Annotated in this window: 25 protein-coding genes; 6 read left to right on the forward strand and 19 right to left on the reverse strand. The window is 63.3% G+C overall.

The window, feature by feature from the left end; genetic code table 11:
• Positions 1-13: 13 nt before the first annotated feature.
• The 6 genes from rdgB to clpS form a co-directional block, all read right to left on the reverse strand.
• Positions 14-670, reverse strand: coding sequence for an RdgB/HAM1 family non-canonical purine NTP pyrophosphatase (gene rdgB, locus AC5RU9_RS00635; protein WP_494014961.1), 657 nt, complete (start codon positions 668-670; stop codon positions 14-16).
• Positions 667-1,425 carry a ribonuclease PH gene (gene rph / locus AC5RU9_RS00640; protein WP_011775233.1) on the reverse strand — a complete coding sequence of 253 codons (759 nt, stop codon included), beginning with the start codon at positions 1,423-1,425 and terminating at the stop codon, positions 667-669. Before rph ends, rdgB begins: the two co-directional genes overlap by 4 nt.
• Positions 1,426-1,470: 45 nt before the next feature.
• Positions 1,471-2,268 carry an MBL fold metallo-hydrolase gene (locus AC5RU9_RS00645; protein ID WP_494014962.1) on the reverse strand — a complete coding sequence of 266 codons (798 nt, stop codon included), beginning with the start codon at positions 2,266-2,268 and terminating at the stop codon, positions 1,471-1,473.
• Positions 2,265-3,338, reverse strand: coding sequence for a glutamate racemase (gene murI / locus AC5RU9_RS00650; protein WP_494014963.1), 1,074 nt, complete (start codon positions 3,336-3,338; stop codon positions 2,265-2,267). The genes AC5RU9_RS00645 and murI overlap by 4 nt, the downstream gene beginning before the upstream one ends.
• Positions 3,339-3,402: 64 nt before the next feature.
• Entirely contained in the window at positions 3,403-3,969 is a 567-nt protein-coding gene (locus AC5RU9_RS00655) for a DUF2017 domain-containing protein (protein ID WP_494014964.1), read from the reverse strand.
• Positions 3,962-4,324 (reverse strand): ATP-dependent Clp protease adapter ClpS, encoded by a 363-nt coding sequence (gene clpS, locus AC5RU9_RS00660; protein WP_211711567.1) that lies wholly within the window; start codon positions 4,322-4,324, stop codon positions 3,962-3,964. The genes AC5RU9_RS00655 and clpS overlap by 8 nt, the downstream gene beginning before the upstream one ends.
• 37 nt (positions 4,325-4,361) lie before the next feature.
• Between clpS and AC5RU9_RS00665 the strand changes: the two genes are divergently transcribed.
• Together AC5RU9_RS00665 and AC5RU9_RS00670 are read left to right on the forward strand one after the other, a co-directional pair.
• The gene (locus tag AC5RU9_RS00665) at positions 4,362-5,690 is read left to right on the forward strand and encodes a nicotinate phosphoribosyltransferase (protein ID WP_494014965.1); all 1,329 of its coding nucleotides are present in this window, start codon (positions 4,362-4,364) and stop codon (positions 5,688-5,690) included.
• Positions 5,690-6,316: an isochorismatase family protein gene (locus AC5RU9_RS00670; RefSeq protein ID WP_494014966.1), complete on the forward strand. Its 627-nt coding sequence runs from the start codon at positions 5,690-5,692 to the stop codon at positions 6,314-6,316. Before AC5RU9_RS00665 ends, AC5RU9_RS00670 begins: the two co-directional genes overlap by 1 nt.
• Positions 6,317-6,391: 75 nt before the next feature.
• Here the strand turns inward: AC5RU9_RS00670 and AC5RU9_RS00675 are convergent, their stop codons facing one another.
• From AC5RU9_RS00675 to AC5RU9_RS00710, 8 genes are all read right to left on the reverse strand, one after another.
• Positions 6,392-8,167, reverse strand: a complete 1,776-nt coding sequence (locus AC5RU9_RS00675; protein ID WP_211711564.1) for a DEAD/DEAH box helicase — start codon at positions 8,165-8,167, stop codon at positions 6,392-6,394.
• Positions 8,168-8,279: 112 nt separating this feature from the next.
• The gene (locus tag AC5RU9_RS00680; RefSeq protein WP_211711563.1) at positions 8,280-8,618 is read right to left on the reverse strand and encodes a DUF3039 domain-containing protein; all 339 of its coding nucleotides are present in this window, start codon (positions 8,616-8,618) and stop codon (positions 8,280-8,282) included.
• A gap of 8 nt (positions 8,619-8,626) precedes the next feature.
• Complete coding sequence (nagB, locus tag AC5RU9_RS00685) at positions 8,627-9,409, reverse strand: glucosamine-6-phosphate deaminase (RefSeq protein ID WP_211711562.1); 783 nt, start codon at positions 9,407-9,409, stop codon at positions 8,627-8,629.
• A gap of 87 nt (positions 9,410-9,496) precedes the next feature.
• Positions 9,497-11,068, reverse strand: coding sequence for a transporter (locus AC5RU9_RS00690; protein ID WP_494014967.1), 1,572 nt, complete (start codon positions 11,066-11,068; stop codon positions 9,497-9,499).
• Positions 11,050-11,931 carry an ABC transporter ATP-binding protein gene (locus AC5RU9_RS00695; protein WP_494014968.1) on the reverse strand — a complete coding sequence of 294 codons (882 nt, stop codon included), beginning with the start codon at positions 11,929-11,931 and terminating at the stop codon, positions 11,050-11,052. Before AC5RU9_RS00695 ends, AC5RU9_RS00690 begins: the two co-directional genes overlap by 19 nt.
• 40 nt (positions 11,932-11,971) lie before the next feature.
• Positions 11,972-13,072 (reverse strand): NADH:flavin oxidoreductase/NADH oxidase, encoded by a 1,101-nt coding sequence (locus tag AC5RU9_RS00700; protein WP_494014969.1) that lies wholly within the window; start codon positions 13,070-13,072, stop codon positions 11,972-11,974.
• Positions 13,072-14,073: a co-chaperone YbbN gene (locus AC5RU9_RS00705; protein ID WP_494014970.1), complete on the reverse strand. Its 1,002-nt coding sequence runs from the start codon at positions 14,071-14,073 to the stop codon at positions 13,072-13,074. The genes AC5RU9_RS00700 and AC5RU9_RS00705 overlap by 1 nt, the downstream gene beginning before the upstream one ends.
• A gap of 38 nt (positions 14,074-14,111) precedes the next feature.
• The gene (locus tag AC5RU9_RS00710) at positions 14,112-15,860 is read right to left on the reverse strand and encodes a DUF8094 domain-containing protein (protein WP_494014971.1); all 1,749 of its coding nucleotides are present in this window, start codon (positions 15,858-15,860) and stop codon (positions 14,112-14,114) included.
• Between the two features lie 202 nt (positions 15,861-16,062).
• Between AC5RU9_RS00710 and AC5RU9_RS00715 the strand changes: the two genes are divergently transcribed.
• On the forward strand, positions 16,063-17,355 hold the full coding sequence (locus AC5RU9_RS00715; protein ID WP_494014972.1) for an AI-2E family transporter: 1,293 nt from the start codon (positions 16,063-16,065) through the stop codon (positions 17,353-17,355).
• A 94-nt stretch (positions 17,356-17,449) separates the two neighbouring features.
• Here the strand turns inward: AC5RU9_RS00715 and AC5RU9_RS00720 are convergent, their stop codons facing one another.
• Complete coding sequence (locus AC5RU9_RS00720; RefSeq protein ID WP_494014973.1) at positions 17,450-18,244, reverse strand: alpha/beta hydrolase; 795 nt, start codon at positions 18,242-18,244, stop codon at positions 17,450-17,452.
• A gap of 19 nt (positions 18,245-18,263) precedes the next feature.
• Positions 18,264-18,608: an Rv1322 family protein gene (locus AC5RU9_RS00725; protein ID WP_211711554.1), complete on the reverse strand. Its 345-nt coding sequence runs from the start codon at positions 18,606-18,608 to the stop codon at positions 18,264-18,266.
• Between the two features lie 49 nt (positions 18,609-18,657).
• Here AC5RU9_RS00725 and nucS point away from each other — a divergent pair, with 49 nt between their 5' ends.
• The 3 genes from nucS (at position 18,658) to AC5RU9_RS00740 (ending at position 21,116) form a co-directional block, all read left to right on the forward strand.
• Complete coding sequence (gene nucS, locus AC5RU9_RS00730) at positions 18,658-19,353, forward strand: endonuclease NucS (protein ID WP_211711553.1); 696 nt, start codon at positions 18,658-18,660, stop codon at positions 19,351-19,353.
• Positions 19,354-19,400: 47 nt separating this feature from the next.
• The gene (nagA, locus tag AC5RU9_RS00735; RefSeq protein ID WP_494014974.1) at positions 19,401-20,639 is read left to right on the forward strand and encodes an N-acetylglucosamine-6-phosphate deacetylase; all 1,239 of its coding nucleotides are present in this window, start codon (positions 19,401-19,403) and stop codon (positions 20,637-20,639) included.
• A 273-nt stretch (positions 20,640-20,912) separates the two neighbouring features.
• The gene (locus tag AC5RU9_RS00740; protein WP_018776337.1) at positions 20,913-21,116 is read left to right on the forward strand and encodes a cold-shock protein; all 204 of its coding nucleotides are present in this window, start codon (positions 20,913-20,915) and stop codon (positions 21,114-21,116) included.
• Between the two features lie 151 nt (positions 21,117-21,267).
• Here the strand turns inward: AC5RU9_RS00740 and AC5RU9_RS00745 are convergent, their stop codons facing one another.
• The 3 genes from AC5RU9_RS00745 to AC5RU9_RS00755 are packed head-to-tail and all read right to left on the reverse strand — an operon-like array spanning position 21,268 to position 25,501.
• Positions 21,268-23,769, reverse strand: a complete 2,502-nt coding sequence (locus AC5RU9_RS00745) for a bifunctional lysylphosphatidylglycerol flippase/synthetase MprF (protein WP_494014975.1) — start codon at positions 23,767-23,769, stop codon at positions 21,268-21,270.
• On the reverse strand, positions 23,766-25,064 hold the full coding sequence (locus AC5RU9_RS00750; protein ID WP_494014976.1) for an alpha/beta hydrolase: 1,299 nt from the start codon (positions 25,062-25,064) through the stop codon (positions 23,766-23,768). Before AC5RU9_RS00750 ends, AC5RU9_RS00745 begins: the two co-directional genes overlap by 4 nt.
• A gap of 5 nt (positions 25,065-25,069) precedes the next feature.
• Complete coding sequence (locus AC5RU9_RS00755; protein ID WP_494014977.1) at positions 25,070-25,501, reverse strand: DUF2550 domain-containing protein; 432 nt, start codon at positions 25,499-25,501, stop codon at positions 25,070-25,072.
• Positions 25,502-25,509: the final 8 nt, after the last annotated feature.

The following is a 25,509-nucleotide window of genomic DNA, read 5'->3' on the forward strand; positions in this document are numbered from 1 at the left end:
GTCCGGGCTTACTTCAGCCGCGGGAGCCTGACAGTGCGTCCACGATGGCCGGCAGCAAAGCCCGGAACGCCTGTCCCCGGTGGCTGATGGCGTTCTTTTCCTCGGCACTGAGTTCGGCACAACTGCGGTCCATGCCGGCGGGTTGCAGCACGGGGTCGTAGCCGAACCCACCCTGGCCGCGGGGTTCACGCAGCAGGGTCCCCTCGAGCTGGCCGTACTCCACGGTTTCATGGTCAATGCCATCCGCGCCGGGCACTGCCAGCGCCGCAGCGCAGACAAAAGCCGCTCCACGGAAGGAATCGGGAACGTCCGAGAGTTGCGCCAACAAGAGGTTCAGGTTGGCAATGTCATCGCCGTGCCGCCCGGACCAGCGTGCAGAGAAGATACCCGGGGCTCCGCCCAGGACATCCACAGCCAGGCCGGAATCATCGGCAATGGCCACCAAGCCGGTAGCCTCCGCCACCGCACGGGCCTTCAACAGGGAGTTCTCCGCAAAGGTGACACCTGTTTCGGCGACGTCCGGGGCACCCGCCGCAGCGGCGTCCACCACTTGGGTGTCGACGTCGAGCCCTGGCACCTGGCCCCGAAGAAGTTCACGCAATTCCTTCAGTTTGCCCTTGTTGTGCGTGGCCAGTACCAGCCGGGGCACGCCTGCCGTAGCGGCGCTCACGGGGCTTCCGCCAGCGTTTCGCGCTGGATAGCCGAAAGCTGCGTGGTGCCCAGCAGGGCAAGGTCCAGGAGGGCGTTGAGTTCGTCGCGATCGAACGGAGCGCCCTCAGCGGTGCCCTGCACTTCGACGAACTTGCCGGAACCGGTCACCACCACGTTCATGTCGGTCTCCGCGCGGACGTCCTCAACGTACGGCAGGTCCAGCATGGGCACGCCGTCGATGATGCCCACCGAAACGGCCGCAATGGTGTCCACCAAGGGCTCGGCGTTGCGGGCAATGAGCTTGTTCTCCCGGGCGAAGCGGATGGCTTCCGCCAGGGCAACGTAAGCGCCGGTGATCGCGGCCGTCCGGGTACCGCCGTCGGCCTGGAGGACATCGCAGTCCAGGACGATCGTGTTTTCGCCCAAAGCTTTGGTATCGATGATGGAGCGAAGGGAACGGCCGATGAGGCGCGAGATTTCGTGGGTGCGTCCACCAATCTTGCCCTTGACGGACTCGCGGTCGGATCGGGTGTTGGTGGCGCGGGGAAGCATGGCGTACTCGGCCGTGACCCAACCGCGGCCTTCTCCCTTGAGCCAGCGCGGCACGCCCTCAGTGAGCGAAGCGGTGCACAGTACCCGGGTGTTGCCGAACTCGATCAACGCCGATCCCTCGGCCTGCTTCGACCAGCCGCGGGTAATGCTGATGGGGCGCAGTTGGTCGGGGGTCCGGCCATCGGCGCGGATGACGGGTGTGGCTGTTGCTTCAGAAGTCATGCTCCAAGCTTAGCCAAGCCAACCGGGCGCCCGACGCCGGCCACCCTAGATCGTGTAATGCACCCCGGCAACAGCCACAGCCACGTCCCCGGCAAAGACCGGCTTGGCCTCCGAGAGCACTTTGGTCTGCGAAGTCCACACGGGAATGTGCGTAAGCAGCAGCCGCTTGGCCCCTGCGTTGGTAGCGGCCTCGCCGGCCCGCTTGCCAGTGAGGTGGACGTCCTTGATGTCATCGTCCCGGCCCTCCTCGAAGGCCGCTTCGCAGAGGAACAGGTCCGAACCCTTGGCCGCATCCTCGAGCCCCTGGCAGGAATCAGTATCCCCGGAGTAGGTCAGGACCTTGGTAACCGGAACCCCGTCCTTGCCCGGTTCCGTGGCGGTAACACGCAACGCATATGCCTCTTCAACCGGGTGGTTGACCGCATAGGGCGTGACGGTGAAAGGACCCACAGTCACGGGCTTCTGTTCGGCCCAGTTGGTGAAGTCGAACTCTTCGTGCATCCCAGGGTCCAGGTCCAGCCCATAGGCTGTCGCCATCCGGTCTGCAGTAGCTGCAGGCCCCCACACGGGAAGCCTGTCACGGCCCCAACCGCCTGGCTTCCAGCGGACGGCGACATGAAGGCCGCAAAGGTCCATGCAGTGGTCCGGGTGCAGGTGGGTCAGGAAAATCGCGTCAATATCCTCAAGGTCCGTGTAGCGCTGGATCGCGCCCAGGGCTCCGCTGCCCAGGTCCATGACAATTTTCCACTCGCGTTCGCCATCGTGAGCCGTCACCAGATAACAGGACGCGGGCGAACCGGGGCCCGGGAATGATCCGGTGCACCCCACGATCGTCAGTTTCACAGGCCACGTCCCATGGCCACACCCGAGCCGGTAGTGGCGTTGCCCTCAGGCTGCACGAAGTAGGAACGTCGGGACAGTCCGGCTCCCGATCGGGCAGCTTCCAGCATCTCGGGGGTAATGCGGGCCAGGCTCCCCGTGGGGTACTGCGCTGCAACGTGGTCCACGTGCTTTACGGAAAGCACTTCAGGTCCCAGGAAGCGGCGGGCCAGGGTTTCGAAATGCGCGGCATCGCCCGTGGCGATGAACTCGTGGCTGGGCGCGGTAGGCTCCGTCCGTTGGATGCCGTGGTTGGCCAACGCACGGTAGACATCCTTGGCCGTCTCTTCAGCGCTGGAAACAAGCGTCACGTCTTCACCCATGACGAAGGAGATGACCCCGGTCAGCAACGGGTAGTGCGTGCACCCCAGGACAACGGTGTCCACGCCGGCGGCTTTGAGTGGCTGCAGATACTCGTTGGCAGCCGACAGAAGGTCCGGGCCGGTGGTAATTCCGGCTTCCACGAATTCAACGAATGCCGGGCAGGCCGCGGACGTGATGGTCAGGTCCGGTGCAGCCGCGAAGGTGTCCTCGTAGGCCCGGGAACCAACCGTAGCGGAGGTACCAATTACGCCGATCCTGCCGGAGCGGGTGGCTGAGACGGCCCGACGCACAGCCGGTTGGATGACCTCGATAACAGGGATACCGTAACGGGCCGTGTAGCGTTCACGGGCATCACGGAGCACAGCAGCCGACGCCGAATTGCACGCAATGGTGAGCAGCTTGACGCCGGAGTCCACCAGTTCGTCCATGACGCCCAGGGCGTTGGCCCGCACCTCGGCTATCGGAAGCGGACCGTAGGGGCCGTTGGCGGTGTCCCCTACATAGAGGATTGACTCGTTGGGGAGCTGGTCAATGATGGACCGGGCTACGGTCAACCCACCAACTCCGGAGTCGAAGATGCCGATCGGGCGCGCCCCTACGATTTCCCCGTCGCTGAGGTGGTCGCCACTGGCTGAAGCGCCGCTTGGTGAACTGCCCGATGCTGAAGTCATAATTATTCGAGAATAAGGCTTCCCATGGCGTCCGGCCATTACCTGTGGTCTCCGCCTCGTGTCTGATGTGTCACAAGGCGGCACCAACACCCCACGGGGCGGATCAGAATTTCGCCTGCCTGGCGGAGATCATGGCCTGCACCAGGGATTCCTGGAGCCACGTGGTGAAGTTGTAGACCAAGGCCAAATAGCTCTCCACGTCCTCCGCCTGGCTCCAGTCCTGCATGCTGTGGATGTGCTCCGCGTCAGCCTCATCGCGGATGTCCAGGCGTTCCGACAGGACAAGCCGCACGTCGTTCAGTGCCATGGACCAGCGGGTGGCATCTTCGAGGGTCAGGACCAGTTCGTCCTTGTCCAGTCCCATGGCGGTGGCCCGCAGTGCACCGACCTTGCTTTCCCGGACAGAGCGTTCGGTGAGCTGCCGGAACTCCAGCGAGCCATCGTCGTCGTCCTTCAGGACATTGGGCAGAAGCCGTAAAAGGGCGCGGTCGCTCGGCTGCTTGACGTCCATGTCCAGGCCGATCAGTGCCGCCAAGGGATCCTCGTTGTCCCGGGCATCCGAGTCCAGCATGGAGATGACGTCGTCCAACAATCCACGCAGAAGGTCCCGCTCGGCCGGCTCCAGGTATCCAGTGATGCCCTTGAGTCCAAACTTGAATGCCTTAGCCACTCTGGCGGCCGCCCTTTCCGGGTGTCTCATTGCCGCTTGCAGCCTTCTCCACGGTGGCCCAGAGGCCAAACCCATGCATCGCTACCGCGTGCTGCTCTACTTGTTCCTTGCTGCCGTGGGCAACGATGGACCGGCCCTTTTTATGGACCTCCATCATCAGTTTGTGCGCCTTGGACTCCGAATAGCCGAAGTAACTCTGGAACACGTAGCTCACGTAGCTCATCAGGTTGACGGGATCATTCCAGATCACAAGGTTCCAAGGGATATCGGGGGCTGTCAGGACACCGGTGGACGACTGCTCCGCAGTTTCCGTCCGCTCATCGATGTCCGTGCCAAACGCAACGCTAGGGCTCATCTGTCCATTCTATGGCGGCTCGCACTAGAGTGAATTCGTGAGTAGAGCCACGTCGTGGGACCACCCCGCAACTTCCTTGTACACAGACCACTACGAACTGACCATGCTTCAGGCAGCCTTGCACTCCGGGGCCGCACATCGCCGATCAGTGTTCGAAGCCTTCGCCCGGCGGCTGCCTGACGGTCGCCGCTACGGCGTGGTGGGCGGCACGGGACGCCTGTTGGAGGGCATCGCCGACTTCCGTTTCGGGAAGGCCGAGCTGGAGTTCCTGGAGCAAAACAACGTGGTCAACCAGGAAACCCTGGACTACCTCGCCAATTACAAGTTCAGTGGCGATATCTGGGGCTACGCCGAGGGCGATGCCTACTTCCCCAACTCCCCCATCCTCATCGTCGAATCAACGTTCGCCGAAGCATGCATCCTGGAAACATTCATCCTCTCCGTCCTCAACCATGACAGTGCCATCGCCTCCGCCGCCTCGAGGATGACATCGGCGGCGGGCACCCGTCCGTGCATCGAGATGGGATCCCGGCGGACCCAGGAGGAATCAGCGACGGCGGCCGCCCGCGCCGCTGTTATCGCCGGCTTTGCCAGCACCTCCAACCTGGAGGCCGGGCGCCGGTACGGCATCAAGACAGTAGGCACCGCTGCCCACTCCTTCACGCTCCTGCACGACACGGAGCGGGAGGCCTTCGAAGCCCAGATCGCGACTTTTGGCCCAGGAACCTCGCTGCTCGTCGATACGTACGACGTCGAAGCCGCCGTTCGGACCGCCGTCGACCTCGCCGGTGACAAGCTGGGCGCGGTGCGCCTGGACTCCGGCGACCTCATCGCCCAGGCGCAGTGGGTCCGGCAATTGCTCGATGACCTGGGCAACGTCAATACCCGCATTGTGGTGACCTCCGACCTCGACGAATTCGCCATCGCCGCCCTGCAGTCCGCCCCCGTGGACTCCTATGGAGTTGGCACATCCCTCGTCACCGGCTCGGGCGCCCCGACAGCCAGCATGGTCTACAAACTGGTGAGCCGCACCAACGACGACGGCGAGTTCATTCCAGTGGCCAAGGCCGCCAAGAACAAGGCCAGCGTTGGGGGGCGCAAATACGCGCTTCGCAAGCTCAATGAACGCGGCCGGGCAACCCAGGAAATCGTGGGTATCGGCCACCGTCCCGAGGACGACGGAAACGACCGTCAGCTGCTCCAGCATTTCGTCAAGAACGGCGAGGTACTGCCCGGATGGACCGGGCCGGAAGGCGTCATCCGCGCCAAGGAACGGCACGCGGCAACCATGGCCGAACTTCCCGCCGTCGTGAACCGGCTGCAGCGTGGCGAACCTGCCATTCCCACCATCTACGAGGAGAACTGATGTCCAGGGCCCTGATCATCGTCGATGTCCAGAACGACTTCTGCGAAGGCGGCACCCTTGCTGTCGACGGAGGCGCAGCCGTAGCCGGCGCCATCACCGAATACGTCGACGCCAACCAGCAGCACTTCGATCACATCGTGGCAACCCAGGACTGGCACATCGAGCCGGGGGCCCACTTCTCGGACGAGCCCGACATGGTCGATTCATGGCCTCCGCACTGCCGGGCAAGGACCAAAGGGGCTGAGCTCCACGAGGACCTGGACCCGGAATACATCCAGGCCTACTTCCGCAAAGGACAGTTCACGGCTGCCTACTCCGGCTTCGAAGGCATCCTGGCACCCGAAGACGACGTCCCCTCCGGCGACCTCAAAGCAGGGGCGACGGTGACCGAAGTGCTGGATGAAGAAGCAATCGGCCTGGATGACTGGTTGCAGAGCCACGATGTCGAGGAGGTGGTGGTGGTCGGCCTCGCGACCGACTACTGCGTCAAGTCCACAGCATTGGACGCCGTCCAGGCCGGGTACACCACCACAGTCATCGCAGACCTCACGGCAGGTATCGCCGAGGACCTCACCGAGACATTCGAGGAGATGGAAGCGGCCGGCGTCGAGGTTGAACGCAGCTGACCCTGTACGCCCGGTACGCCAAAGGGCGCCGCAACCGCGGCGCCCTTTGGCGTAGTTACCGAAGGTTTGGGCCGGCTACTTCCGGCCTATGAACCAGTCCTGGAGTTTACGCAGGCGGGCCTGCAGCTGTTCCTCGTTGGCCTGTGCCACCGCCGGGCCGCCACACACTTCCCGCAGCTTGGTGTGGACTACTCCGTGCGGCGTTCCCGTTCGGGCGGACCACGCGGCCACGTTCTTGGCCAATTCGTTCCTCAGGTCCATGAGCATGCGGTGGTCCGGGATCGCCGGTGAAGCGGCTGCCGCCAAGGGCGACTGGCGTTTCTTGCGCGACTGCTGTTCGTGCTGGCGCTGACGCAACAGTGTGCCCACCTGCTCGGCGTCGAGAAGCCCCGGGATGCCCAGGAAGTCCAACTCCTCGTCGGAACCGATATCGGCCCCCGTACCGAACTCGCCGCCGTCGAACAGGACGCGGTCAAAGGAGGCCTGCGAGTCCAGTGCTTCGAATTTGCCCTTGGTGAGCTCGTCCGAGGCCTTATCCTCGCGGTTGGCTTCCGCCATGAGGTTCTCCTCAGGGCTGAAGAGTCCGTCTTCGTCCTTCTCTGGACGGTCCAGGGCGTGGTCGCGTTCCGCTTCCATGGTGTTGGCAAGGATCATCAACGGCGGCACCGAAGGCAGGAATACCGACGCCGTTTCTCCCCTTTTGCGGGCACGCACGAAGCGGCCCACGGCCTGGGCGAAGAACAGCGGGGTGGACGTCGAGGTCGCGTAGACACCCACCGACAGGCGCGGAACGTCCACGCCTTCGGACACCATCCGAACCGCGACCATCCAGCGCTTGTCCCCCGCGGAGAACTCTTCGATCTTGCTGGACGCCTTGGAATCGTCGGAAAGAATCACGGTGGGTGACTGGCCAGTGATTTTCTTCAGCTGGCCCGCGTAGGCTCGTGCGTCGTCGTGGTCCGTGGCGATCACCAGGCCACCAGCGTCCGGAACTGTACGCCGGACCTCACCCAGGCGTTTGTCCGCGGCAGCCAGGACGGCTGGGATCCACTCCCCCGTAGGATTCAGGGCCGTCCGCCAGGCCTGGGACGTGATGTCCTTGGTCACGGCGGCTTCACCCAGCGAAGCGGCCATTTCGTCGCCTGCGCTGGTCCGCCAACGCATCTGGCCGGAGTAGGCCATGAACAGGACGGGTCGAACCACGTGGTCCCGCAAGGCGTTGCCGTAACCGTACGTGTAGTCGGCTTTGGAACGGCGAATGCCGTCGCGGTCCTCGGCATATTCGACGAAGGGGATGGGGGATGTATCCGAGCGGAACGGGGTACCAGTCAGGGACAGCCGCTTCGTCGCAGGATCGAAGGCCTCACGAAGTCCGTCACCCCATGACAGGGCTTCACCGCCATGGTGGATCTCGTCCAGGATCACCAAGGTGCGTGCTGCTTCAGTCTTTGCGCGGTGCAGCATGGGCTTGCTGGCCACCTGTGCGTAGGTGACAGCCACCCCAACGAAACCGCGGCCGTGCTGGCCGTCGGAATTCTTGAAGTTGGGATCGATGGCGATTCCGACCTTGGCTGCAGCGTCCGCCCACTGCCGTTTCAGGTGGTCCGTGGGCGCCACGATGGTCACGCGGTTAACCACTCCGCTGTCCAGCAGCGTGGTGGCGATGCGCAACGCGAAGGTGGTCTTTCCTGCGCCGGGTGTTGCCACGGCAAGGAAGTCCTTGGGGTTGCGCGACATGTAGAGATCCAACGCTTCCTGCTGCCAGGCACGAAGTTTGGGCGCAGTGCCCCAGGCGGCGCGCTCCGGATACGCGGGAGGCAGCGAGGGGCCACCAAAGAGTGTTTCGGTCATGCTGATTCCCCCCGCATGCTGGCAGCGTCAGAGACGCCCTGCTTTCCGGACACGCCGCAGCGGTCCGGAAAGCGGTAACGATCAGATAGGGCCTGTGTTTGCTTCCTGCCCACTACTTGGAGTTGTCCGGGCCGCCGTTTTTTCCACCATCGTTGCCGGGGCGGAGGCCTTCGTAAATCTCCTTGCACTCCGGGCACACCGGGAACTTCTGGGGATCACGTCCCGGCGTCCACACCTTGCCGCACAAAGCGATCACAGGTTCACCGGTCAACGCCGATTCCATGATCTTTTCCTTGCGGACGTAGTGCGAAAACCGCTCGCGGTCGCCGGGCTCCACTTCCTGGCGCGTTTCCTCGCGCTCAATGGTGGCAGTGGACGTTCCGGCTCCGGAAAGCTCGCGCATGGGGTCGTTTTCGAATGGATCCGGAGGAAGCGTAGTCATGCCAAACATCTTACCGTCTACAGGCCCTGCCACTCCGGCTTGTTGTCGTACGTGTGCCGATAGTAGTCCGCCAATTTGAGTGAGGACGCGGCAGCCTCATCCACCAGGATGGTGGCATGCGGATGCATCTGGAGGATGGAAGCAGCGCAGATGGCGGCGACCGGGCCTTCCACGAAGTCACGGACAGCCTGCGCCTTTTGGGCGCCGGTAGCCACCAGGACCACGTGGCGGGCATCCATGATGGTTCCAAGTCCTTGGGTAACCACGTGGTGGGGGACGTCGTCGATGCTGTCGAAGAAGCGTGCGTTGTCCTTTCGGGTCTGCTCGATCAACGTTTTGATGCGGGTGCGGGAAGCCAACGAAGAGCCCGGCTCGTTGAAGCCGATGTGGCCGTCCGTTCCCACCCCAAGGATCTGCAGGTCCACCCCGCCCACGGCCTTGATCGCGTCCTCATACGCTTGGCACGCCGCTTCAAGGTCGGCGGCGGCGCCGTCCGGACCATGGACGTTTTCCGGCTTGATGTTCACGCGGTTGGTGAACTCGCGGCGGATAACCTCCCGGTACGACTCAGGATGGCCGGCTTCGAGGCCTACATACTCATCCAACGCGAAACCGTGGGCCTGGCTGAAGTCCAGTCCGCCGGCGTCGTAACGGCTCGCCAGTTCGTCATAGACGGGCAGTGGCGAAGATCCTGTTGCCAAGCCCAGCACGGCGTTCGGCTTACGGCGCACCAGCGCCTCAATGGCGTCGGCAGCGAGCGCACCGATCTGCTTGGTGCCAGGGAGAATGACAACTTCCATCGTCACGGCCTTTCTTGTTAAGGGTCTTCGAGCTATCTTTCACAGAGGTTATCCCATGTCCCATCTATGGGCATGGTTGTTACGGAATCAGCGGTTCACGCTGAGCTGGGCGAACATTTCGGGCCCGCGGGCGTCCAACCATTTTCCGCCCAGGCGCACGCCAACCACGAAGAGGACCAGCCCCAACAACGGACCCACCGCCAGGTTGATCCAGCCGGCCTCGGGACCACCGCTGAAAGCCTGGACAGCCACCAGCGCCAACTCAGGCAACAGCAGGAGGCCCAGGAGGCCCATCCCCACTGCCTGCACGGCCAGGGTCTGGGCAACGTTTCCCGGTGGCTTCTTGAAGGGGCTGTCTCCCGGCAACGGAACGGCAATGTTGTAGCGGGCCGAAATCACCGAAGATAGTCCCAGCCCGGTGAAGAGCGTGCCCAGCGAGAGGCCCAGGAGGTTCGGCAACCACTGCCAGTCCCCAGTGACGAACAACGGTGCGACGGTGAAGAGCAAGACAACGGGAAGCGAGATGGTCAGGCAAGCCAAGGCACGCCCCAGCCGGTCATCAAGGCCGCGGACTCCAGCGGCAAGATGGAGGGCAAATGCCGTGTTGTCATACGAGACATCAGCACAAATCGACCATGCCATGGTGAAGGCCGTCAACGGTCCCAGGATCATCAGCAGGCCGTAGCCACCGCTTTGCGAGCCGGCAAAAAAGAAGAGGACCGGGAACAGCGGGACGATCACCAAGGATGCCGCGTACCTGGGGTCCTTGAACCAGTAGATCAAGGCACGTGCCGCGACTGCACCCGACGGCGTCCCCGGAAGAAGGCCGAACAGTCCAAGCTTTCCGCCCTTTTTCGCCGAACCTCCGGAATACGGCGGAGTGACCAACGCACGCTGCAGCAACAGGTGCCAGCACAGAAGCAGGGCAGCGATGGTGGCCACCGAGATCAGGAGCTTGATGCCGGCAGCAACAGCATCGCCTGCCTCAAGATCTCCACCCAAGGACCACGGAGCGCCAAAAGGCGTCCAGGACACCGTCCTGGCCAGCGCCGGAAGATACTCCGCGCTCCCCCGAACGCCATCAACTACCCCCACCATGATGGGACCCAGCAGCACCAAGGGGATGAAGACGATGATGCTGCTGACATCCTTGAAACGCCGTGAGGACGCCAGGCCAGCCGTGGCCGTGGTGACCACCTTGGACAGCACCACGCAGGTGACTGCGCCAAGGACCGCACCCAGCAGCGCCCCTGATACGGCCGGGACGCTCCTCCACCAGGTCCCGACAGTTCCAAGGGAGGCAATCAGCGTGGCCAGTCCCGGAATACCAATGAATCCTGCAAGCGCCAGGCCAGTCAGCAACTGCCTTGGCGGAATCGCGAAAGTAGTGAAGCGTGCGGGATCCAACGTCATGTCAGCTGCCGAAGCGACCAGCGGAATGATGGCCCATCCCAGCACAGTGACCGCGCCGCCCAGCACAACGACGGTGTGCGCGATCCCGGCATCAGCCCAGCGCAGCGCCACCAGGCCACCCACAAGGAGGGACAGGACGCCCAGCGCGTAGAGCAAACCGAGGGCCATGCCCACCAACTGCCAGGGACTGCGCTTGAAGCCGTTGAGCAGCAAACGCCACTTCAGGCTTAGAAGGTGCGCAACCATTCCAGCCCCTCCGTCCTGTGTCCGCCGCCCACCAGCTGAACGAAACGCTCCTCCAACGTGGAACCAGCACGGACTTCGTCCACGGAACCGGCCGCCAGCACCCGACCGCCGGCAACCACAGCGACGTGGCTGCACATGCGCTGGACCAGGTCCATCACGTGGCTGGACACGATGACAGTGCCACCGGAAGCCACGTAGCTTTCCAGGATGCCGCGGATGTTGGCCGCTGAGACCGGATCCACCGATTCGAACGGCTCGTCAAGGACAAGAAGGCGCGGGGCATGGATGAGCGCCGAGGCCAGGGCGATCTTCTTCGTCATACCGGCCGAGTAGTCCACCACCAACGTGCCGGCATCGGCCTGCAGGTCAAGGGCGGCCAGCAACTCAGGGACACGGGTGCCAACAACTTCCCGGTCCATGCCGCGCAGCAGGCCCGAGTAGGTGACCAACTGCTCGCCCGTGAGGCGGTCGAACAACCGCACACCATCAGGAAGGACACCCATGAGCTTCTTGGCCTCGAGGGGTTTGGCCCAGACATCCACGCCGTGCACCAACGCCGTCCCGAAGTCAGGCCGAAGCAAGCCGGTGGCCATGGACAGGGTGGTGGTCTTGCCCGCACCGTTGGGACCGACCACTCCATAGAACGAACCGGCAGGCACTTCAAGGCTTACGCCATCGACCGCGATCTTTTCGCCGAACCGCTTGGCCAGGCCCCGAATGGAGAGCGCCGCAATTGCGCCTCCCGCAGGAGAACCACCCGATCCAAGCGGCGCGGCGCTGGACTGTGGTGGCTGGCTTGCTTGCGGCTCGGAAGCGTGCGGTGAAGTGGATGTGGGCGTGGGTTCATGGCGTGGTTCCGTCATGTGACCAGCCTAACCTCGCTCACGTGTACCTGCCGGGGTCCTAGAAGCCGTGGCGGGGCACTGCTCGCTGGTATTGCGGCACCCAGGGGATGTCATGTCCCAGTTCATAGGCAGCCCTGAGCCACCAGTGCGGATCACGAAGTGCGGCACGAGCCATAAAGACGGCATCCGCACGCCCATTGGCCACGATATCTTCGACCTGGGCGGGACTGGTAAGTAGCCCAACTGCCCCGGTGGGAACACCGGCGTCGCGCTTTATCTGCTCCGCGAAACCTGCTTGGTATCCCGGCGCAACCGGGATTTTCTGGTGGGCCACGGCACCGCCGCTGGAGACATCCACCAGATCCACACCACGCTCAGCCGCAGCGCGGGCCAGACGGACGGAAGCTTCCACGTCCACTCCCCCTTCGGCCCAGTCAGAAGCTGATATCCGCAGCAGGAGTGGCATCGAATCCGGAATGACCTCCCGGACAGCGTCCACCACGGTGAGCATCAGCCTGTTCCTGCCATCCTCGTCACCACCCCAGCGGTCGGTCCGGGTGTTAATGAGGGGGCTCTGGAACTGGTGGAGCAAGTAACCGTGGGCGCCGTGGATTTCGACGGTATCGAACCCTGCGGCAACGGCGCGGGAGGCTGCGGCCGCAAAATCCGCCACCACCCCTAAAATCTCTGCTTCGCTCATGGCCGCCGGCGCAGCATAGCCGTCAAACGCGTCCGTGGTCGGCCCAACCGTGCCCCAGCCGCCCTCGGATGTGGGAACGGATCCGGATTGGCCGGAAAAGGGCCAATAGGTTGATGCCTTGCGGCCAGCGTGGGCCAGTTGCGCCCCAATCCTGCAGTCCACGGCTCCGTGTGCGTGCACGAAACGGACAATCCGCTCCCAGCCCGCAGCTTGCTCATCGGAGTACAGGCCGGCGTCCAAGGGACTGATCCTGCCCTCGGGGTTCACGGCAGCGGCCTCGCTCATGATCAGCGCTGCACCGCCCGCGGCGAAAGAACCAAGGTGCATCAGATGCCAGTCGTTGGGGACGCCTTCCCCGGTTCCCGGATGGCAACTGTATTGGCACATGGGCGAAACCCAGCCCCGGTGTGGGACTGTGAGTGAACGCAGCTGCAGCGGGGAGAACAGTGCGGACGGCACTAGAAAAGCACCCTGGCGAGACCTTGGCGGGCCTTGGCGACCCTTTCGTCCTGTGTTCCGACAACTTCGAAAAGTTCCAGGAGGCGCACCCTGGCCGTCTCGCGCTCCGGACCGAAATTCCGGCCGATGAAGGTGATGATGCGGTTGAATGCGTCCTCGATGTGCCCACCCGAAACATCCAGGTCAGCCACGGCCAGCTGGGCTTCGATATTGTCCGGTTCCTGGGCAGCCAGGTCGCGGAGGCTTTCGGCGTCGGGAGCAGACAGGCTCTCCAACCTTGCCATGAGGTCCACCTGGGCCAGTCCGGCTTTGGCATCGGCGTCGGCGGGCTGTTCCAGGAGGGCCTGCTTATAGGCCGCTGCGGCTCCAGCGTAGTCGCCCGCCTCAATGGCATCGATCGCTGCCTGGTGAAGTGGCGGAAGCGGTTCGGGCTCGTCCGTCCCTTCCGGCTGGGTACCGTCGCCGATGCTGCCGGTGACGCCGTTGGCCGCAGCTACTTTGAGGAGTTCCTCCACGAGCTCCCGGATCTGCGCATCATCTGCGGGTCCTTGGAAGAGGGGAACCGGCTGGCCCTTGATCACGGCGACAGCGGTGGGCACCGCTTGGACCTGGAATGCCTGCGCTAGCTGGGGGAAAGCGTCAACGTCGGCCGCTGCGAGCACCAGGCGACCGCCATAGCTTTCAACGACCCGCTCCGAAGCTTCCAGGACGGCGGGTGATTCGGCCGCGTATCGCGACCAAAGAAGGAACAGCACAGGAATCTGGGCGGACAACTGCACCAGATCCTGGAAATTGGTTTCGGTGGCCTCCACCCGCAGGGGTGCCCTGCCGGACTCGCCGCCACCAGGGGCGCCGCCGTTGGCGGTGCCACCATCCGGTGACGTGGAAGCCGGCGGCGCGGGCGGCGCTGCCGGGCGGCGCAGCGATGAAAGGTCGACTGCACCGCGGAGGTTGAGCTGGCTGGCAGCGGCTGGAGTGGGTCGGTATCCGGGCGAACTCATACCGTCCACTCTAGCCGCTGCCTTGCCTCGGGAATGTCCTACTTAAAGCTGGCTCCCACCAGGCCACGCGTAGCTGCAACCAGCTTCATGGGATCAGCGGAGCCTGCCGGCGGAATGTAGACCGCAACGGACTCGGCAAAGTTCAGGACCATGCCCGTCGTGGTTTCCTTGCCTCCGGCAAAGACCGCGGAATCGTCCTCCAGCAACAGCTTGTCACCGGCAGCCTTCGGCGTGCCTTCGAAAGCGAAGTCCAGCCGCCCTACCACCAGTGCGCCGCCGTCGGCCGTGCGCAACACGACCGTCTGGTTGGTGACCGGGGTGTGGGTGAACTTGAAGTTGGCGCTGGTGCCGTTCTTCACCGTATCTGCCTGGTAGGCCAAGGCCCCGGCAATGTAAGGCGAGGACTGCCCGTCGGCCAGCTTGCTCCGGTTAGGGGACTCGGGGTTCGTCAGCATTTCGCCAAGGATTCCCAATGCCTCGTTACCGCTGTAGGCGAGTCCGGTGCTGTCGCTGGCAGGAACGGGCTCGGTTCCTTCACGGGGTACCGGGAAGGAAGGGAAGTTGGTGCCCGGCTGCAACGGAGCGCTGCCCCACAGCTTGTAGTTCTCACGCGGGGACAACTGAACCAGCGTCAGGACCTGCGGCACAACGTTTCCTTCGCCCTGAGTGAGGGCGAAGACCGTTCGGGGCCAGTCACGCTTGGTGCTGATGACACTGCTCTGCAGCTTGGTGGCACGAACCGGCATGCGGGGCTCGTAGGCGGACACCGTGGACCGGATCTTGTAGTTCGCAGTACGGACCTGGAGTTCCATCTTGTCGACGCGCGGCGCAAGCTTTGCTGCGTCCTTGGCGGCATCGGCTGCATCAACGGTACTGGCAACCTGCTCCAGGATCCGCTGCAACTGGGATTCCAGCATCACAGGAGTGCCGCCGTCCGCGGCTGCCGGGGCTGAACTGGCAGAAGGCTGCGGCGAACTGGTGGCCTGCGCGGCGACGGCCGTGCCACCCACCATGGCGGCTGCCAACGCGGCCGCGACAACGGTGACACGCAAGGCCGGGCCCTCTTTTTCGGTTCCACGGCCAGGCGTCGTGTCGGCAGCAGGTGACTGCACAGGCAGCGTCGTCGTTTCTTCGCCCTTGCCCGGGCCGTCGTCGTCGCCGTCACTGCGGCGGTTGCTGAGGGCCTTGGCGATGAACGGAAGAGCAGCACCCACCAGGATGATGATGATGCCCAGAACAATCAGCGGCACGGCCCAAGGCGTGGTGGCATTGTTCGGGAAAGTCATGGAAATCGACGACGGCGCGGGCTTGGTTCCGTCGCTGGCTACCAGAAGGGACCACTCGCCATCAGCCGGCGGGTTCCAGGTGTAGTCCAGTTCGCCGCTGGCGTCTTCGGTGCTGACCCAAAGATCGGATCCTGCCGGAGAAGGCGCAGTGGCCTCGCCGTCGGCCGAGGACACCTCGAGGGACTTCTGGTCCGCCGACACGCCCGTCAGGGTGGTGTGGGCAGTCTTACCAACCCAGGCGTCGACGTCGTCCGGACGCCCCGTGGCAACCATGAAGTTACCTTCGCCCTGGATCTTGATCTTCACCGGCCCGTCGTGGAGTGCAATCAACTTTTGGTCGATCACGGTCAGCGGGGCAGCTTTGGTATCACTGGGAACCGAAGCCGTCACGGTCTCGGAGGGAGCCCAAAAAGTCAGCTGGCCAATGCCGGCCAGCATCGTCAGCAGGCCCAGCAGCACCAGCAAGGCTGCAGTCTTCAAACGCACAGGATCACCTATCATCAGCGGTCGTTGGACTTCAAGGGTAACCGTTTTGTTATCAGAGAGTCAGATCGGGCAGATGCCGGCAAGGTCCATAAAAGCCCGCAGTGGCGCCGCTGCAGCGTGATTCCGCGGTCCTGATAGTGTGGCGATGATCATGAATGCAGGACCTTCCTGCGCCCGGATCAGCCCCGTACCACCAATGAAAAGGCAGCAAAACCGCGTGAAAGAACCGTTGGAGCCCCGTCCCGCCAATGAGCCCGGGTCAAGTGCGGTGGAGGCCACGTCAGAAGGAACCGCCGCGACGGTTCCTGTCCGCACAGGGCGGCTCGCCGCCATCAGCCGGAGGCTGAGGCAGCCGATTCCCGGAGCGCGTACCCGCGTCCGCTTCGAAATGCCTCCCGAGGAAGAAGGCAGCGACGGCCGTGAGGACTTCCGCCCCGAAGACGATCATGGCTTCGGCTCCCCCGGCCCGCGGATGTCGTCCCAGCACCCGCTGTACGTAGGGTTCATGGGGACCGCCGGCGTCGGCGTTGCCCTTGCAGTGTTCTATATCGCAAGCAACACCACGCAGCTCATCCTCTGGATCGTTGCGGCCCTTTTCATTGCGCTCGGACTTGACCCCGTGGTCCGTTGGCTGGAAGGACGCAAAGTCCCCCGCCCCGCCGGTATCCTGATTTCCGTTTCCGTGCTGGTGCTGGCAGTCGCGGGTTTCTTCGCCACCCTGATTCCTACGATCGTCGAACAGGTTTCGGAAATCGTGCGCCAGGCCCCGGACTGGATCCGCGGTTTCCTCGATTCGGACTTCTTCCGCACTGCCGACAGCCAGTTCGGCGTCAGGGACCGCATCACCACGGAACTGGATAAGTTCGTCAAGGACCCGGAAGCCATGGGTGGCATCTTCGGCGGCGTTGTCGGTTTCGGTTCCACAGTGGCCAACGGCCTGTTCGGTTCCCTGATAGTCCTCGTCCTGAGCCTGTACTTCCTGGCAGCGTTGCCGTCAATGAAGAAGTGGGCCTACCGCTTGGCTCCCCGTTCCCGCCGGCCCAGGGTCGAGGCTTTGTCGGAGGCCATCACCGATTCCGTGGGTAACTACGTGATCGGCCAGGCCTGCGTTGCCCTCCTGAATGCGATCTTCGCTTTCATTGTGATGACCATCCTCGGCATCCCCTTCAGCGTGCTCCTCGCGTTCGTCGTGTTGCTGCTCGCGTTCATTCCGCTGGTAGGCGGGCTGATCGCCGCAGTCGTGGTCATCCTGGTCGCACTCACCGCCGGATGGCAGACCGCTGTGGTCTACGCAATCGCCTACTTCGCCTACCTGCAGTTCGAGGCTTACTTCATCTCCCCACGCATCATGCAGCGTGCGGTCGCCGTTCCCGGCGCCGTTGCCGTCATCTCAGTGATCGCAGGCGGCAGCCTCCTCGGTGTGCTGGGTGCCCTGATCGCGATCCCCACGGCCGCGGCCATCATGCTGCTGATCAAGGAAGTCTTCATCGTCCGCCAAGACCGGCACTAACCGCCCGCGTTGTTGTACAGATAATGCCCCTAAACCAGCGGTTTAGGGGCATTATCTGTACAAGAACCGCCCTCGTCAGGCGATCGCGACCGGATCAGGCGCTCGCGACCGGCCCCGCCCACTGTCGGGGCAGGCCGTCCACGCCGGCACCTGCTGGAGTGACGTCGTCGACGATTTCATCCAGGACGCGCGCCGCGTACTTCTCGCCCACCCAGAGGTGCTTCGCACCGTCGACGGCGACCAGCCGGGCCTGCGGCACCAAACTGAAGCGCTGCGCTGCTTCGGCAGGTTGCAGGTAGTCATCGTGTTCAGGCACCAGGACTGTCAGCGGCTTTCCCGACGACGCCCACTCCTTGAGATGGACGTCAGTGGCACGATGCAGCGGCGGCGATAGCAGGACGGCCCCTTGGATCTGTGAAGCGACCGGCTCCACCGCTCCATACATCAGGGCGAGTTCGGTACCAAAGGACCACCCGACCAGCCAGCGGTTCGGCAGGCCACGGTCCACGGCGAACCGCACTGCTGCTTCGACGTCGTAGCGCTCACCGACGCCTTCCTCGAACTGTCCATCGCTTGTCCCCCGGGGCGACTGCGTGCCGCGGGTGTTGAACCTCAGCACTGCAACACCAGCCAAAGCCGGGAGCCTGTAGGAAGCCTTGCGGTAGACATGCGAGTCCATGAACCCGCCGTGCGTCGGCAGCGGATGCAGGGTGATCAAGGTGGCGGTGATTTCCCCGGACTCCGGAAGCGCGAGCTCCCCCCGAAGTACCTTGCCGTCCTCGGTGGTGAACTCCACATTCTCGCGCCGGGCGGGCAGGACCGTGGAAGCGCGGATCTCGGAAGGCGCATCCTGTGGCGTGAAAACAAGCGAAGCGGGATCGAAAGTCATGGTTCCAAGCCTATGCGAATCAGCGGTAGCGGTAAGTCCGCGAAGTCCAGCAGTTGGTGTGCCAATGCCGGCGTTCGGCCAACCCGGCTGCCTGTCCGAACAAGTGGCTGTCGGACCACACCACCAGGTGGGCGATGCCCGGCAGGATCGCGGTGGAGCAACCCGGGCAGATGTATTCCTTTTCAGCCTTTTTGGCTGTCATGGTCCGCACCATCCAGTCGCCATCAGGTGCGCTTTCGCGCCGCGCAATGCCGCTGCGGGCCCGCTCCAGGTCGAGTTCCGGCACCGGCTCCGACCACTTGCCACCGTTGCTGCCCGAGCGTGAACCTGACGCGTTGCGACGGGGGCGGTTGGAGCGGGGCATGGTTCCATTCTGCCCCAGCCATCGGGTCCCAGGCGGTATTGTGGGGCGGGTGCGACTCGTCATAGCCCGTTGTTCTGTTGATTACGTTGGCCGCCTCAAGGCCCATCTCCCCCTCGCCACCCGGCTGCTGCTGGTCAAGGCGGACGGCTCAGTGCTGGTGCACTCGGACGGCGGTTCCTACAAGCCGTTGAACTGGATGAGCCCGCCCGCCACGCTCCGGGTGACTTCGCCGGAAGAGACCGAGGTTGAAGAAGGGGTGGTGGAGCAGTGGACCGTCCAATCCGCTAAAACCGACGACCGCCTCATCATCAACATTTACGAGCAAATCCACGACACGTCCCATGAGCTCGGCACAGACCCTGGCCTAATCAAGGACGGCGTCGAAGCGGACCTCCAGCGGCTGCTTGCTGAGCAGATCGAAACCCTCGGAACGGGTTACTCCCTGATCCGCCGTGAGTACTTCACCGCGATCGGTCCCGTGGACATCCTGGCCAGGGACGCCAACGGAGCCACAGTGGCCATCGAACTGAAACGGCGCGGCGACATCGACGGCGTCGAACAATTGACCCGGTACCTTGAACTGCTCAACCGCGATCCCCTGCTGGCGCCCGTGCGCGGAATTTTCGCCGCCCAGCAAATCAAGCCGCAAGCCAAAGTCCTTGCCAACGATCGCGGCATCGACTGCGTCACCTTGGATTATGACGCGATGCGCGGCGTGGATGACAGCGAGTCCCGGCTCTTCTAAGCCCCTCCCTTCGGGGGACTGTGCGTTGGGCCACTAGAATCGAAACCATGACTGCCGCCACTTCTTCCGCGCCGAGCCACCAAATCATCAAGGGAACGCTGGTCACCGACGGCGAGGTGGTGGAAGACGGCCTTCTTGCCATCGACGGCGACAGGATCGCCTATGCGGGTACTGCTGATGGATTCGATCCCGAGGCGTTCGAGGGTTTCCAGAGCGCCATCCGTTTGGGAGTGCCCAGCGGCAGCTACCTCGTCCCCGGCCTCGTCGACGTCCACTGCCACGGCGGCAACGGCGGGGACTTTCCCGGGGGCGAAGAGGCGTCGGCACGAAAAGCGGTGGAGTTCCTGCACCGCTCAGGTACCACCACCTTCCTCGCCAGCATGGTTACCGCGCCCCGGGAAGACCTGCTTCGCGGCATTGAACTGTATGTGAAGCTGGTGGACGAAGGCCTCGTGGCGGGGATCCACCTCGAAGGTCCTTTCCTCTCCCACGCACGCTGCGGCGCCCAAAACCCCGACTACCTCCTGGAGCCGGACCTCGAGCTCATGGCTGAGCTTGTTGGCGCCGCTGACGGCAAGCTCGCCACCATGACCTACGCACCGGAGCTTCCCGGCGCCGGGGCCTTGGTGGACCTGATGACGTCCCACGGCGTGACGCCGTCGCTGGGACACACTGACTGCGACGACGCCACAGCAGCGGCGTCGCTGGCCGCGGCCCGTGAGGGACTTGAGTCAGCAGGGTTCGACGGCGTCAGCTCGCTTCCCACCGTCACCCACCTTTTCAATGGGATGCCGCCCCTCCACCACCGCGCGCCCGGCCCCGTCGCTGCCTGCCTGCGCATGGCACAGGAAGGCAAGGCCGTCGTGGAACTCATCGCGGACGGCACCCACCTGGATCCCAGCACGGTGGCGACCGTTTTCCAGCTGGTCGGTGCCGCCAACATTGTCCTCGTAACCGATTCCATGGCGGCTGCCGGTCTCTCGGACGGGAGCTACATGCTCGGCCCATCGCCTGTAACCGTCAGCGACGGAGTGGCAACACTGGATGCGACGGGGTCGATTGCGGGAGGCACCGCAACCCTCCTTGAGGTGGTCCGCAAAACCGTGGCAGCCGGCGTCGCACTTCCTGACGCCATCTGTTCGGCAACAGCGGTCCCGGCCGCCGTCCTGGGACTTTCCGACGAAATAGGCGGGCTGCGCCGTGGACTGCGTGCCGACGTCGTTGTAACCAACGCGGACCTGGAACTTACCGGCGTGCTTCGCAACGGGCAATGGTTGCACCAGTAAAGCGGCTATGTGAATTCACGGGGTTCGCGTTACCTTCTTTTTACCGAAAATTTTCCCGAATTGCCCAAAAGACCGTTGACCTCCGGCAGGGCACATGAAAGTGTTGTAGCAGTCTTTGTGTAGGTGGTTTTCATGCTCGCAAGACGAGTTGCGAGCGTGAAGCTCCTGCGAAACCAGCCGGGCCTGGCCTGGCGGGAATCCATGGTCTTCTCGCGGAGTAACAAAGCCGGTACGAGGTGTATCGGACTGCTTTTCCATAATGAGGAGAAATACATGGCACTGGGAACCGTCAAGTGGTTCAACGCTGAAAAGGGCTTCGGCTTCATCACCCCGGATGACTCGGATGGGGACGTTTTCGTTCACTACTCCGAGATCCAGACCGGTGGCTTCAAGACCCTCGATGAGAACCAGCGCGTTCAGTTCGAGATCGGTCAGGGCGCCAAGGGCCCCCAGGCAACCGGCGTTACTGTCGTCTAGCCTTACCTGTTGAATTCTGCGTCCCGCAGGAACAACAACGTTGACCCCGGCTTACCAGCCGGGGTCATCGCGTTTAAGGGACCAGCTATTCAGGCGTAGATGACAAAGCGTGAAGGAATGCGAAACGCCACCACCATTGGGTGTTGACAATTCAACCAACCAGCGTTCGAAGAAGCCTTGCAGAATGTCGGACCGACAATCCCGGCAGATACGCACGGCTGAGGGCACGGCCCATTGCGGGGAGATGCAGTGGGTCTTGGTAATACATGTACAACGACCGATACTCAGGTTGGAATCGCGACTTAAAGGACGCCAATGACCTGAATCCATAAACCGGTTCCAGAGCCTGCCCCACCACGTCGAGAATTCCGGCAAGGCCTTTCGCCTGCTGCTCGATTTCGCCCTTCTCACGGGCAAGAGGGGAGCCTGACAACGAGATTACTTCCACGGTTTCCCGCAGGTGCAGGACGGCCGAGGCTATGAGGAATTCCATCACCCCTGGAAAGGCATCGCCCCTCCGCCGCATGAAGTCCAGCGTCCAGCTGACAACCTTGCCGTCCTGGTGCACCGGAAGCCAACTGGTCACCCCGTACACAAAACCTGCCTCGTCCACGGCCACACAGCAAAGAACGTCGTCATCCTCAAGTTCGTCCAGGCCACCGAGCGTAAAGCCCATCTCGGGAATCTTCTTCTGCGCAGCCCACTCTTCGGAAACCTCGCTGACTTGGGCGCGTACCGCGTGCGGCAGCTCGGTATAGCGGCCCCAACTGGCTGTGATTCCACGTTTGGCGGCGCGGTTGAGCGACGTCCGGACGTTCTGCCACTCCTTACCGCGGAACTCCAGGTCCCGGATCCGGAGACGGGTTTCCTGGGCCACCGCGACCCTGCGGAAACCCTTGGACTGCAACATGGGCCACAACTCGTCAGTGCAGGAGTAGAAGCACGGGATCAGCGCGTGCTGGGAGCAAAATTCAAGGAATCCCTCAGCCGTAGCTACATGGTGTTCGGCGGCGCCGAGCGGACCGGCAAGCGTCAGCGCAACGTGGCCGTGCTGCTGATAGGCCACTCCCCCGCTGCCGTCTGCAGTGAACCAGTACTTGTTGGGTTCCCACAGCGCCATCCATGACAACGAATCGCCACCCTGCTTCACCAGTGCCCGGGCCTTCTGTCGCGACTGGTGGTCCAGGCCCCCGGCCAGGTGCCCACGAACCAGGAGGACCCATACCCCCGCCAGCGCCACGAGCCAAAAGACCGTGCCCGAGTAGGAGAAAAGGAAGACTTCAAGGACATCACGGTCCGCGAAGACCTTCCGGTAGACGCCAGGCAGCGGCACCGGGAGGTACTGGCGGGCAAGTTCAGCCGCCAACCCCAGCAAGCCGCCGTCACGGTCCATGCCTCCCGACGCCAGCCAAACGGCCGTATAGGCAAGGATGAGCGCTCCACCGGTCAGCCCCACCCACCAAAAGACCCGCCGGCGAAGCCGAACCGAGGACGCCACCCTGAAGTGGCCCCGGTACACGAACATCAGGACGGCGAGAACCAAGGGAACCAGCACCAACGGGATCAGGTGCACCACCGCTGTGTTCAGCATTCCCACGTGCGGCCGTCCCTGCTCCCGTGGCATTCCAGCGAAGAGAGCCAGATAAATTGCCGACAACGCGACGACCACCAACTGCACTCCGATGGCGATCCCCAGGGCCAGCCGGCGGCCCCGCCTCATGCCGTCCGCGCAAATGAGCAGGAGCACCACCGGCACCACTGCCAGAGCCAGTCCGAAGGGCCCCGTATACGCCTGCCGTCCCGTTTCGAGGCATGCGACGTCGATTGTTCCGCCACAGCTGCTTTCGAGCTGGCTCAGGGTGGGCAACGGATTCAGGATGACGTCACGTAGCAGGGACAGCGGCCCCGAGGGGCTCTTTGCTGCTGCCGTCACGATCGGCCCCACCGCGAAGATCGCCATGGTCAAGGAAAGCAGGTTACGCACTTCCCTGCCCGTGGATCGGTGAAGATGGAGATGGCCTTGGCTGCTCTGCATCCACCACCCGGCGGCGAGGCCAATCAGCGCACCGAGGAAACCCACGACGGTCTCTGCGTGGCCAACGTAGAGCAGCAGGAGCAACGAAATGGAGAGCGTCACCGTACGCAGGCGTCGCTGCCACAGCGTAGGGAGTAGTGCACTTGCCGCCATCGCCGTGGCCAGTATGGCGCCATAAGGACCAATCAACCGCGTATCGGCCATTCGCGACAGCCAGCCGTCGTCGGCCGGGCGGGCTATCTGGGTGACCAGCAAAAATGCGGAAACGCAGGCGAACTGGCCGCCAAGGAAGACGCCCGCCGTCTTAAGGGAACCGAAGCGCCGCTCTGCCAAACCAAGCAGGAACAACATCATGAGGATGGCGGTGGCGTAGGCCAGCGGGTTAGTGGTGAAGAACAGGGAGGTCCAGATGGACCACCACTCCCCCGCCCGCAGTCCATCAAGGGAAACCCCGGCCACCGGAAGCCAAGGCTCAGGTGGTCCCATCAGCAGGCTTCCGGACGCTATGGAGAGGACTATGAAGAGCAGCAGGACAATGAGGGTGAAAGGCGTTGAACGCAAATGGCGGCCGGCTTGCCTGATCGCCGGCACCACCACACGGTTGAAGGCGAGGCTCATTGCGGGATGCCCCAACGCGTGGCCAGGAAGCCGAGAGCCCCTGGCATCCCCTCGATCACGGCGTCCCAGGAGTGCCCGGCGTGGGCAATGGAGTGCTCCTGGGTGTCGAATCCCGAGTTCCGGGCAGCCTCGGCGAGTTCATGCATGTATCCAGTGAACTCGTGGTCCGCTTCGCCGGAAACCAGATACACGCCGCTGCCGGAAAACGTGCGCTCAGCCATCAGGACCAAAGGCGTCCTGGACTCGAAAGCTTCAACATCGCCGTCGAAGGAGTCGGCGATGGTCTTGCCTCGATCCTTGGCAAGGGCAGGCTCGCGCTCGGCAGAGAACGGCACAACTGAAGGAAACAAGTCGGGGTGCAACGTTCCCATCTGCATCGCGCAGGTGCCGCCGAAAGAGAATCCGCCAACAGCCCACTGCTTGTGGTCAGTAGAGACGTCCAAAGTGCTGCTGATCCAGTTTGGGACGTCTTGGGAAAGGTATGTATCCACGTGGGCGATGTTGCTGTCCATGCACATGGTGTTTGCATTGGCTGACCCGTTGGGATCCACCACTACCGTCACTGGCGCCACGCCACCGTGTTCCTCGGCGAAGCGGTCCAGGAGCGCCCGGAGGCGGCCGCCAGTCAACCAATCGGTCGGGCCGCCGGGCTGGCCGGCAAAGAGTATGAACACCGGCAGGCTGGGCCGGGGCGTCGACAAGTAGGCAGGGGGAAGGTAGATGTAGGCGTCACGGGCGTCAAAGCCGGAAGCCGTTCCGGGAATGTGGGCCTTGCGCAGGATTCCGCCACCAGGCAGGGAATCGGGGGCTTTCCATGCACTCAGTGACGTGGCGGGGACACTGCCCGCTGTCCGTTTGAGGCTGGACTCCAGCGGTTGGATCCGCGCCACTGCCGTACCGAGCAAATCGGCGACGGTCTTATTGAGTCCAAAGTAGAGATTTACTTGGACCACGCATAAAAGGACTACGCCCAGCATCGCTACGCAACCCAGCACACGGCCTTTGGCAACGTTCCGTGGGAAGCGGGCAATGCTCAGGAGGATGGCGGTGACAGCCAGAACAGACCACGCCAAAGTCTCAAATGGCAGGTTCTCCGAGAAAGACGCCATGAGATCGATCAGGATCCAATGGACCAGGGCCACTATCCCTGCAGCAATGACAAGGGAGGCCACCACGACTACAGGCCAGGACCGCTGGCGGCGCCACAGCAGATACAAACCGCCAACAGCTCCGAAGGCGACGCAGAACCACATGAAAGGCCCATCAACGAGGCTGACATCCGAAAGGAAGTCCATGTCGCCTATCGCCAGGTTCCCACGCCAATAACCGGTCCGGCTTCCAGCCAGGACGATAGTCCTGCATAGGCATCAAAATTCATGGCAAGCATGAACTTAGTACCTTCGTACTGCAATTCGACAACCACGACGCCGGGTTGCACCCTCACGAGTTCATCCTCAGTCGGTTGGCGTCGCCCGAGCAACTCCAGTGAGCTGCGCGTGAACTTGTACTTGGGGATCACACTCAGCGACATTAAGCGGAACCACTCAAGCTCATTGTCCTGATAACGACAAACCCCCATCTGCCAGCTGTTTCCAGCCATGCAAATGGAGGCGTCGACCGTGCCCAGGGCGCGCCGCAGATTGAAGCGGCGCACCCCGAAAAGGCACAGTGAAATGATCAGCAACGTAAACGCTGTTGCCAGGGCGATGAACGGAAAGAGGGAATCGTCCATCAAGGTCT

The organism is Arthrobacter sp. B0316-5-4, assembly GCF_059090325.1.

Excerpts from the sequence above, each read along its gene's own strand:
- rph (WP_011775233.1), bottom strand. The coding sequence starts at position 1,425 with ATGACTTCTGAAGCAACAGCCACACCCGTCATCCGCGCCGATGGCCGG.
- murI (WP_494014963.1), bottom strand. The coding sequence starts at position 3,338 with ATGGCCGGACGCCATGGGAAGCCTTATTCTCGAATAATTATGACTTCA.
- clpS (WP_211711567.1), bottom strand. The coding sequence starts at position 4,324 with ATGAGCCCTAGCGTTGCGTTTGGCACGGACATCGATGAGCGGACGGAA.
- AC5RU9_RS00670 (WP_494014966.1), top strand. The coding sequence starts at position 5,690 with ATGTCCAGGGCCCTGATCATCGTCGATGTCCAGAACGACTTCTGCGAA.
- AC5RU9_RS00675 (WP_211711564.1), bottom strand. The coding sequence starts at position 8,167 with ATGACCGAAACACTCTTTGGTGGCCCCTCGCTGCCTCCCGCGTATCCG.
- AC5RU9_RS00680 (WP_211711563.1), bottom strand. The coding sequence starts at position 8,618 with ATGTTTGGCATGACTACGCTTCCTCCGGATCCATTCGAAAACGACCCC.
- nagB (WP_211711562.1), bottom strand. The coding sequence starts at position 9,409 with ATGGAAGTTGTCATTCTCCCTGGCACCAAGCAGATCGGTGCGCTCGCT.
- AC5RU9_RS00690 (WP_494014967.1), bottom strand. The coding sequence starts at position 11,068 with ATGGTTGCGCACCTTCTAAGCCTGAAGTGGCGTTTGCTGCTCAACGGC.
- AC5RU9_RS00695 (WP_494014968.1), bottom strand. The coding sequence starts at position 11,931 with ATGACGGAACCACGCCATGAACCCACGCCCACATCCACTTCACCGCAC.
- AC5RU9_RS00705 (WP_494014970.1), bottom strand. The coding sequence starts at position 14,073 with ATGAGTTCGCCCGGATACCGACCCACTCCAGCCGCTGCCAGCCAGCTC.
- AC5RU9_RS00710 (WP_494014971.1), bottom strand. The coding sequence starts at position 15,860 with ATGATAGGTGATCCTGTGCGTTTGAAGACTGCAGCCTTGCTGGTGCTG.
- AC5RU9_RS00720 (WP_494014973.1), bottom strand. The coding sequence starts at position 18,244 with ATGACTTTCGATCCCGCTTCGCTTGTTTTCACGCCACAGGATGCGCCT.
- AC5RU9_RS00725 (WP_211711554.1), bottom strand. The coding sequence starts at position 18,608 with ATGCCCCGCTCCAACCGCCCCCGTCGCAACGCGTCAGGTTCACGCTCG.
- nagA (WP_494014974.1), top strand. The coding sequence starts at position 19,401 with ATGACTGCCGCCACTTCTTCCGCGCCGAGCCACCAAATCATCAAGGGA.
- AC5RU9_RS00740 (WP_018776337.1), top strand. The coding sequence starts at position 20,913 with ATGGCACTGGGAACCGTCAAGTGGTTCAACGCTGAAAAGGGCTTCGGC.
- AC5RU9_RS00745 (WP_494014975.1), bottom strand. The coding sequence starts at position 23,769 with ATGAGCCTCGCCTTCAACCGTGTGGTGGTGCCGGCGATCAGGCAAGCC.
- AC5RU9_RS00750 (WP_494014976.1), bottom strand. The coding sequence starts at position 25,064 with ATGGACTTCCTTTCGGATGTCAGCCTCGTTGATGGGCCTTTCATGTGG.
- AC5RU9_RS00755 (WP_494014977.1), bottom strand. The coding sequence starts at position 25,501 with ATGGACGATTCCCTCTTTCCGTTCATCGCCCTGGCAACAGCGTTTACG.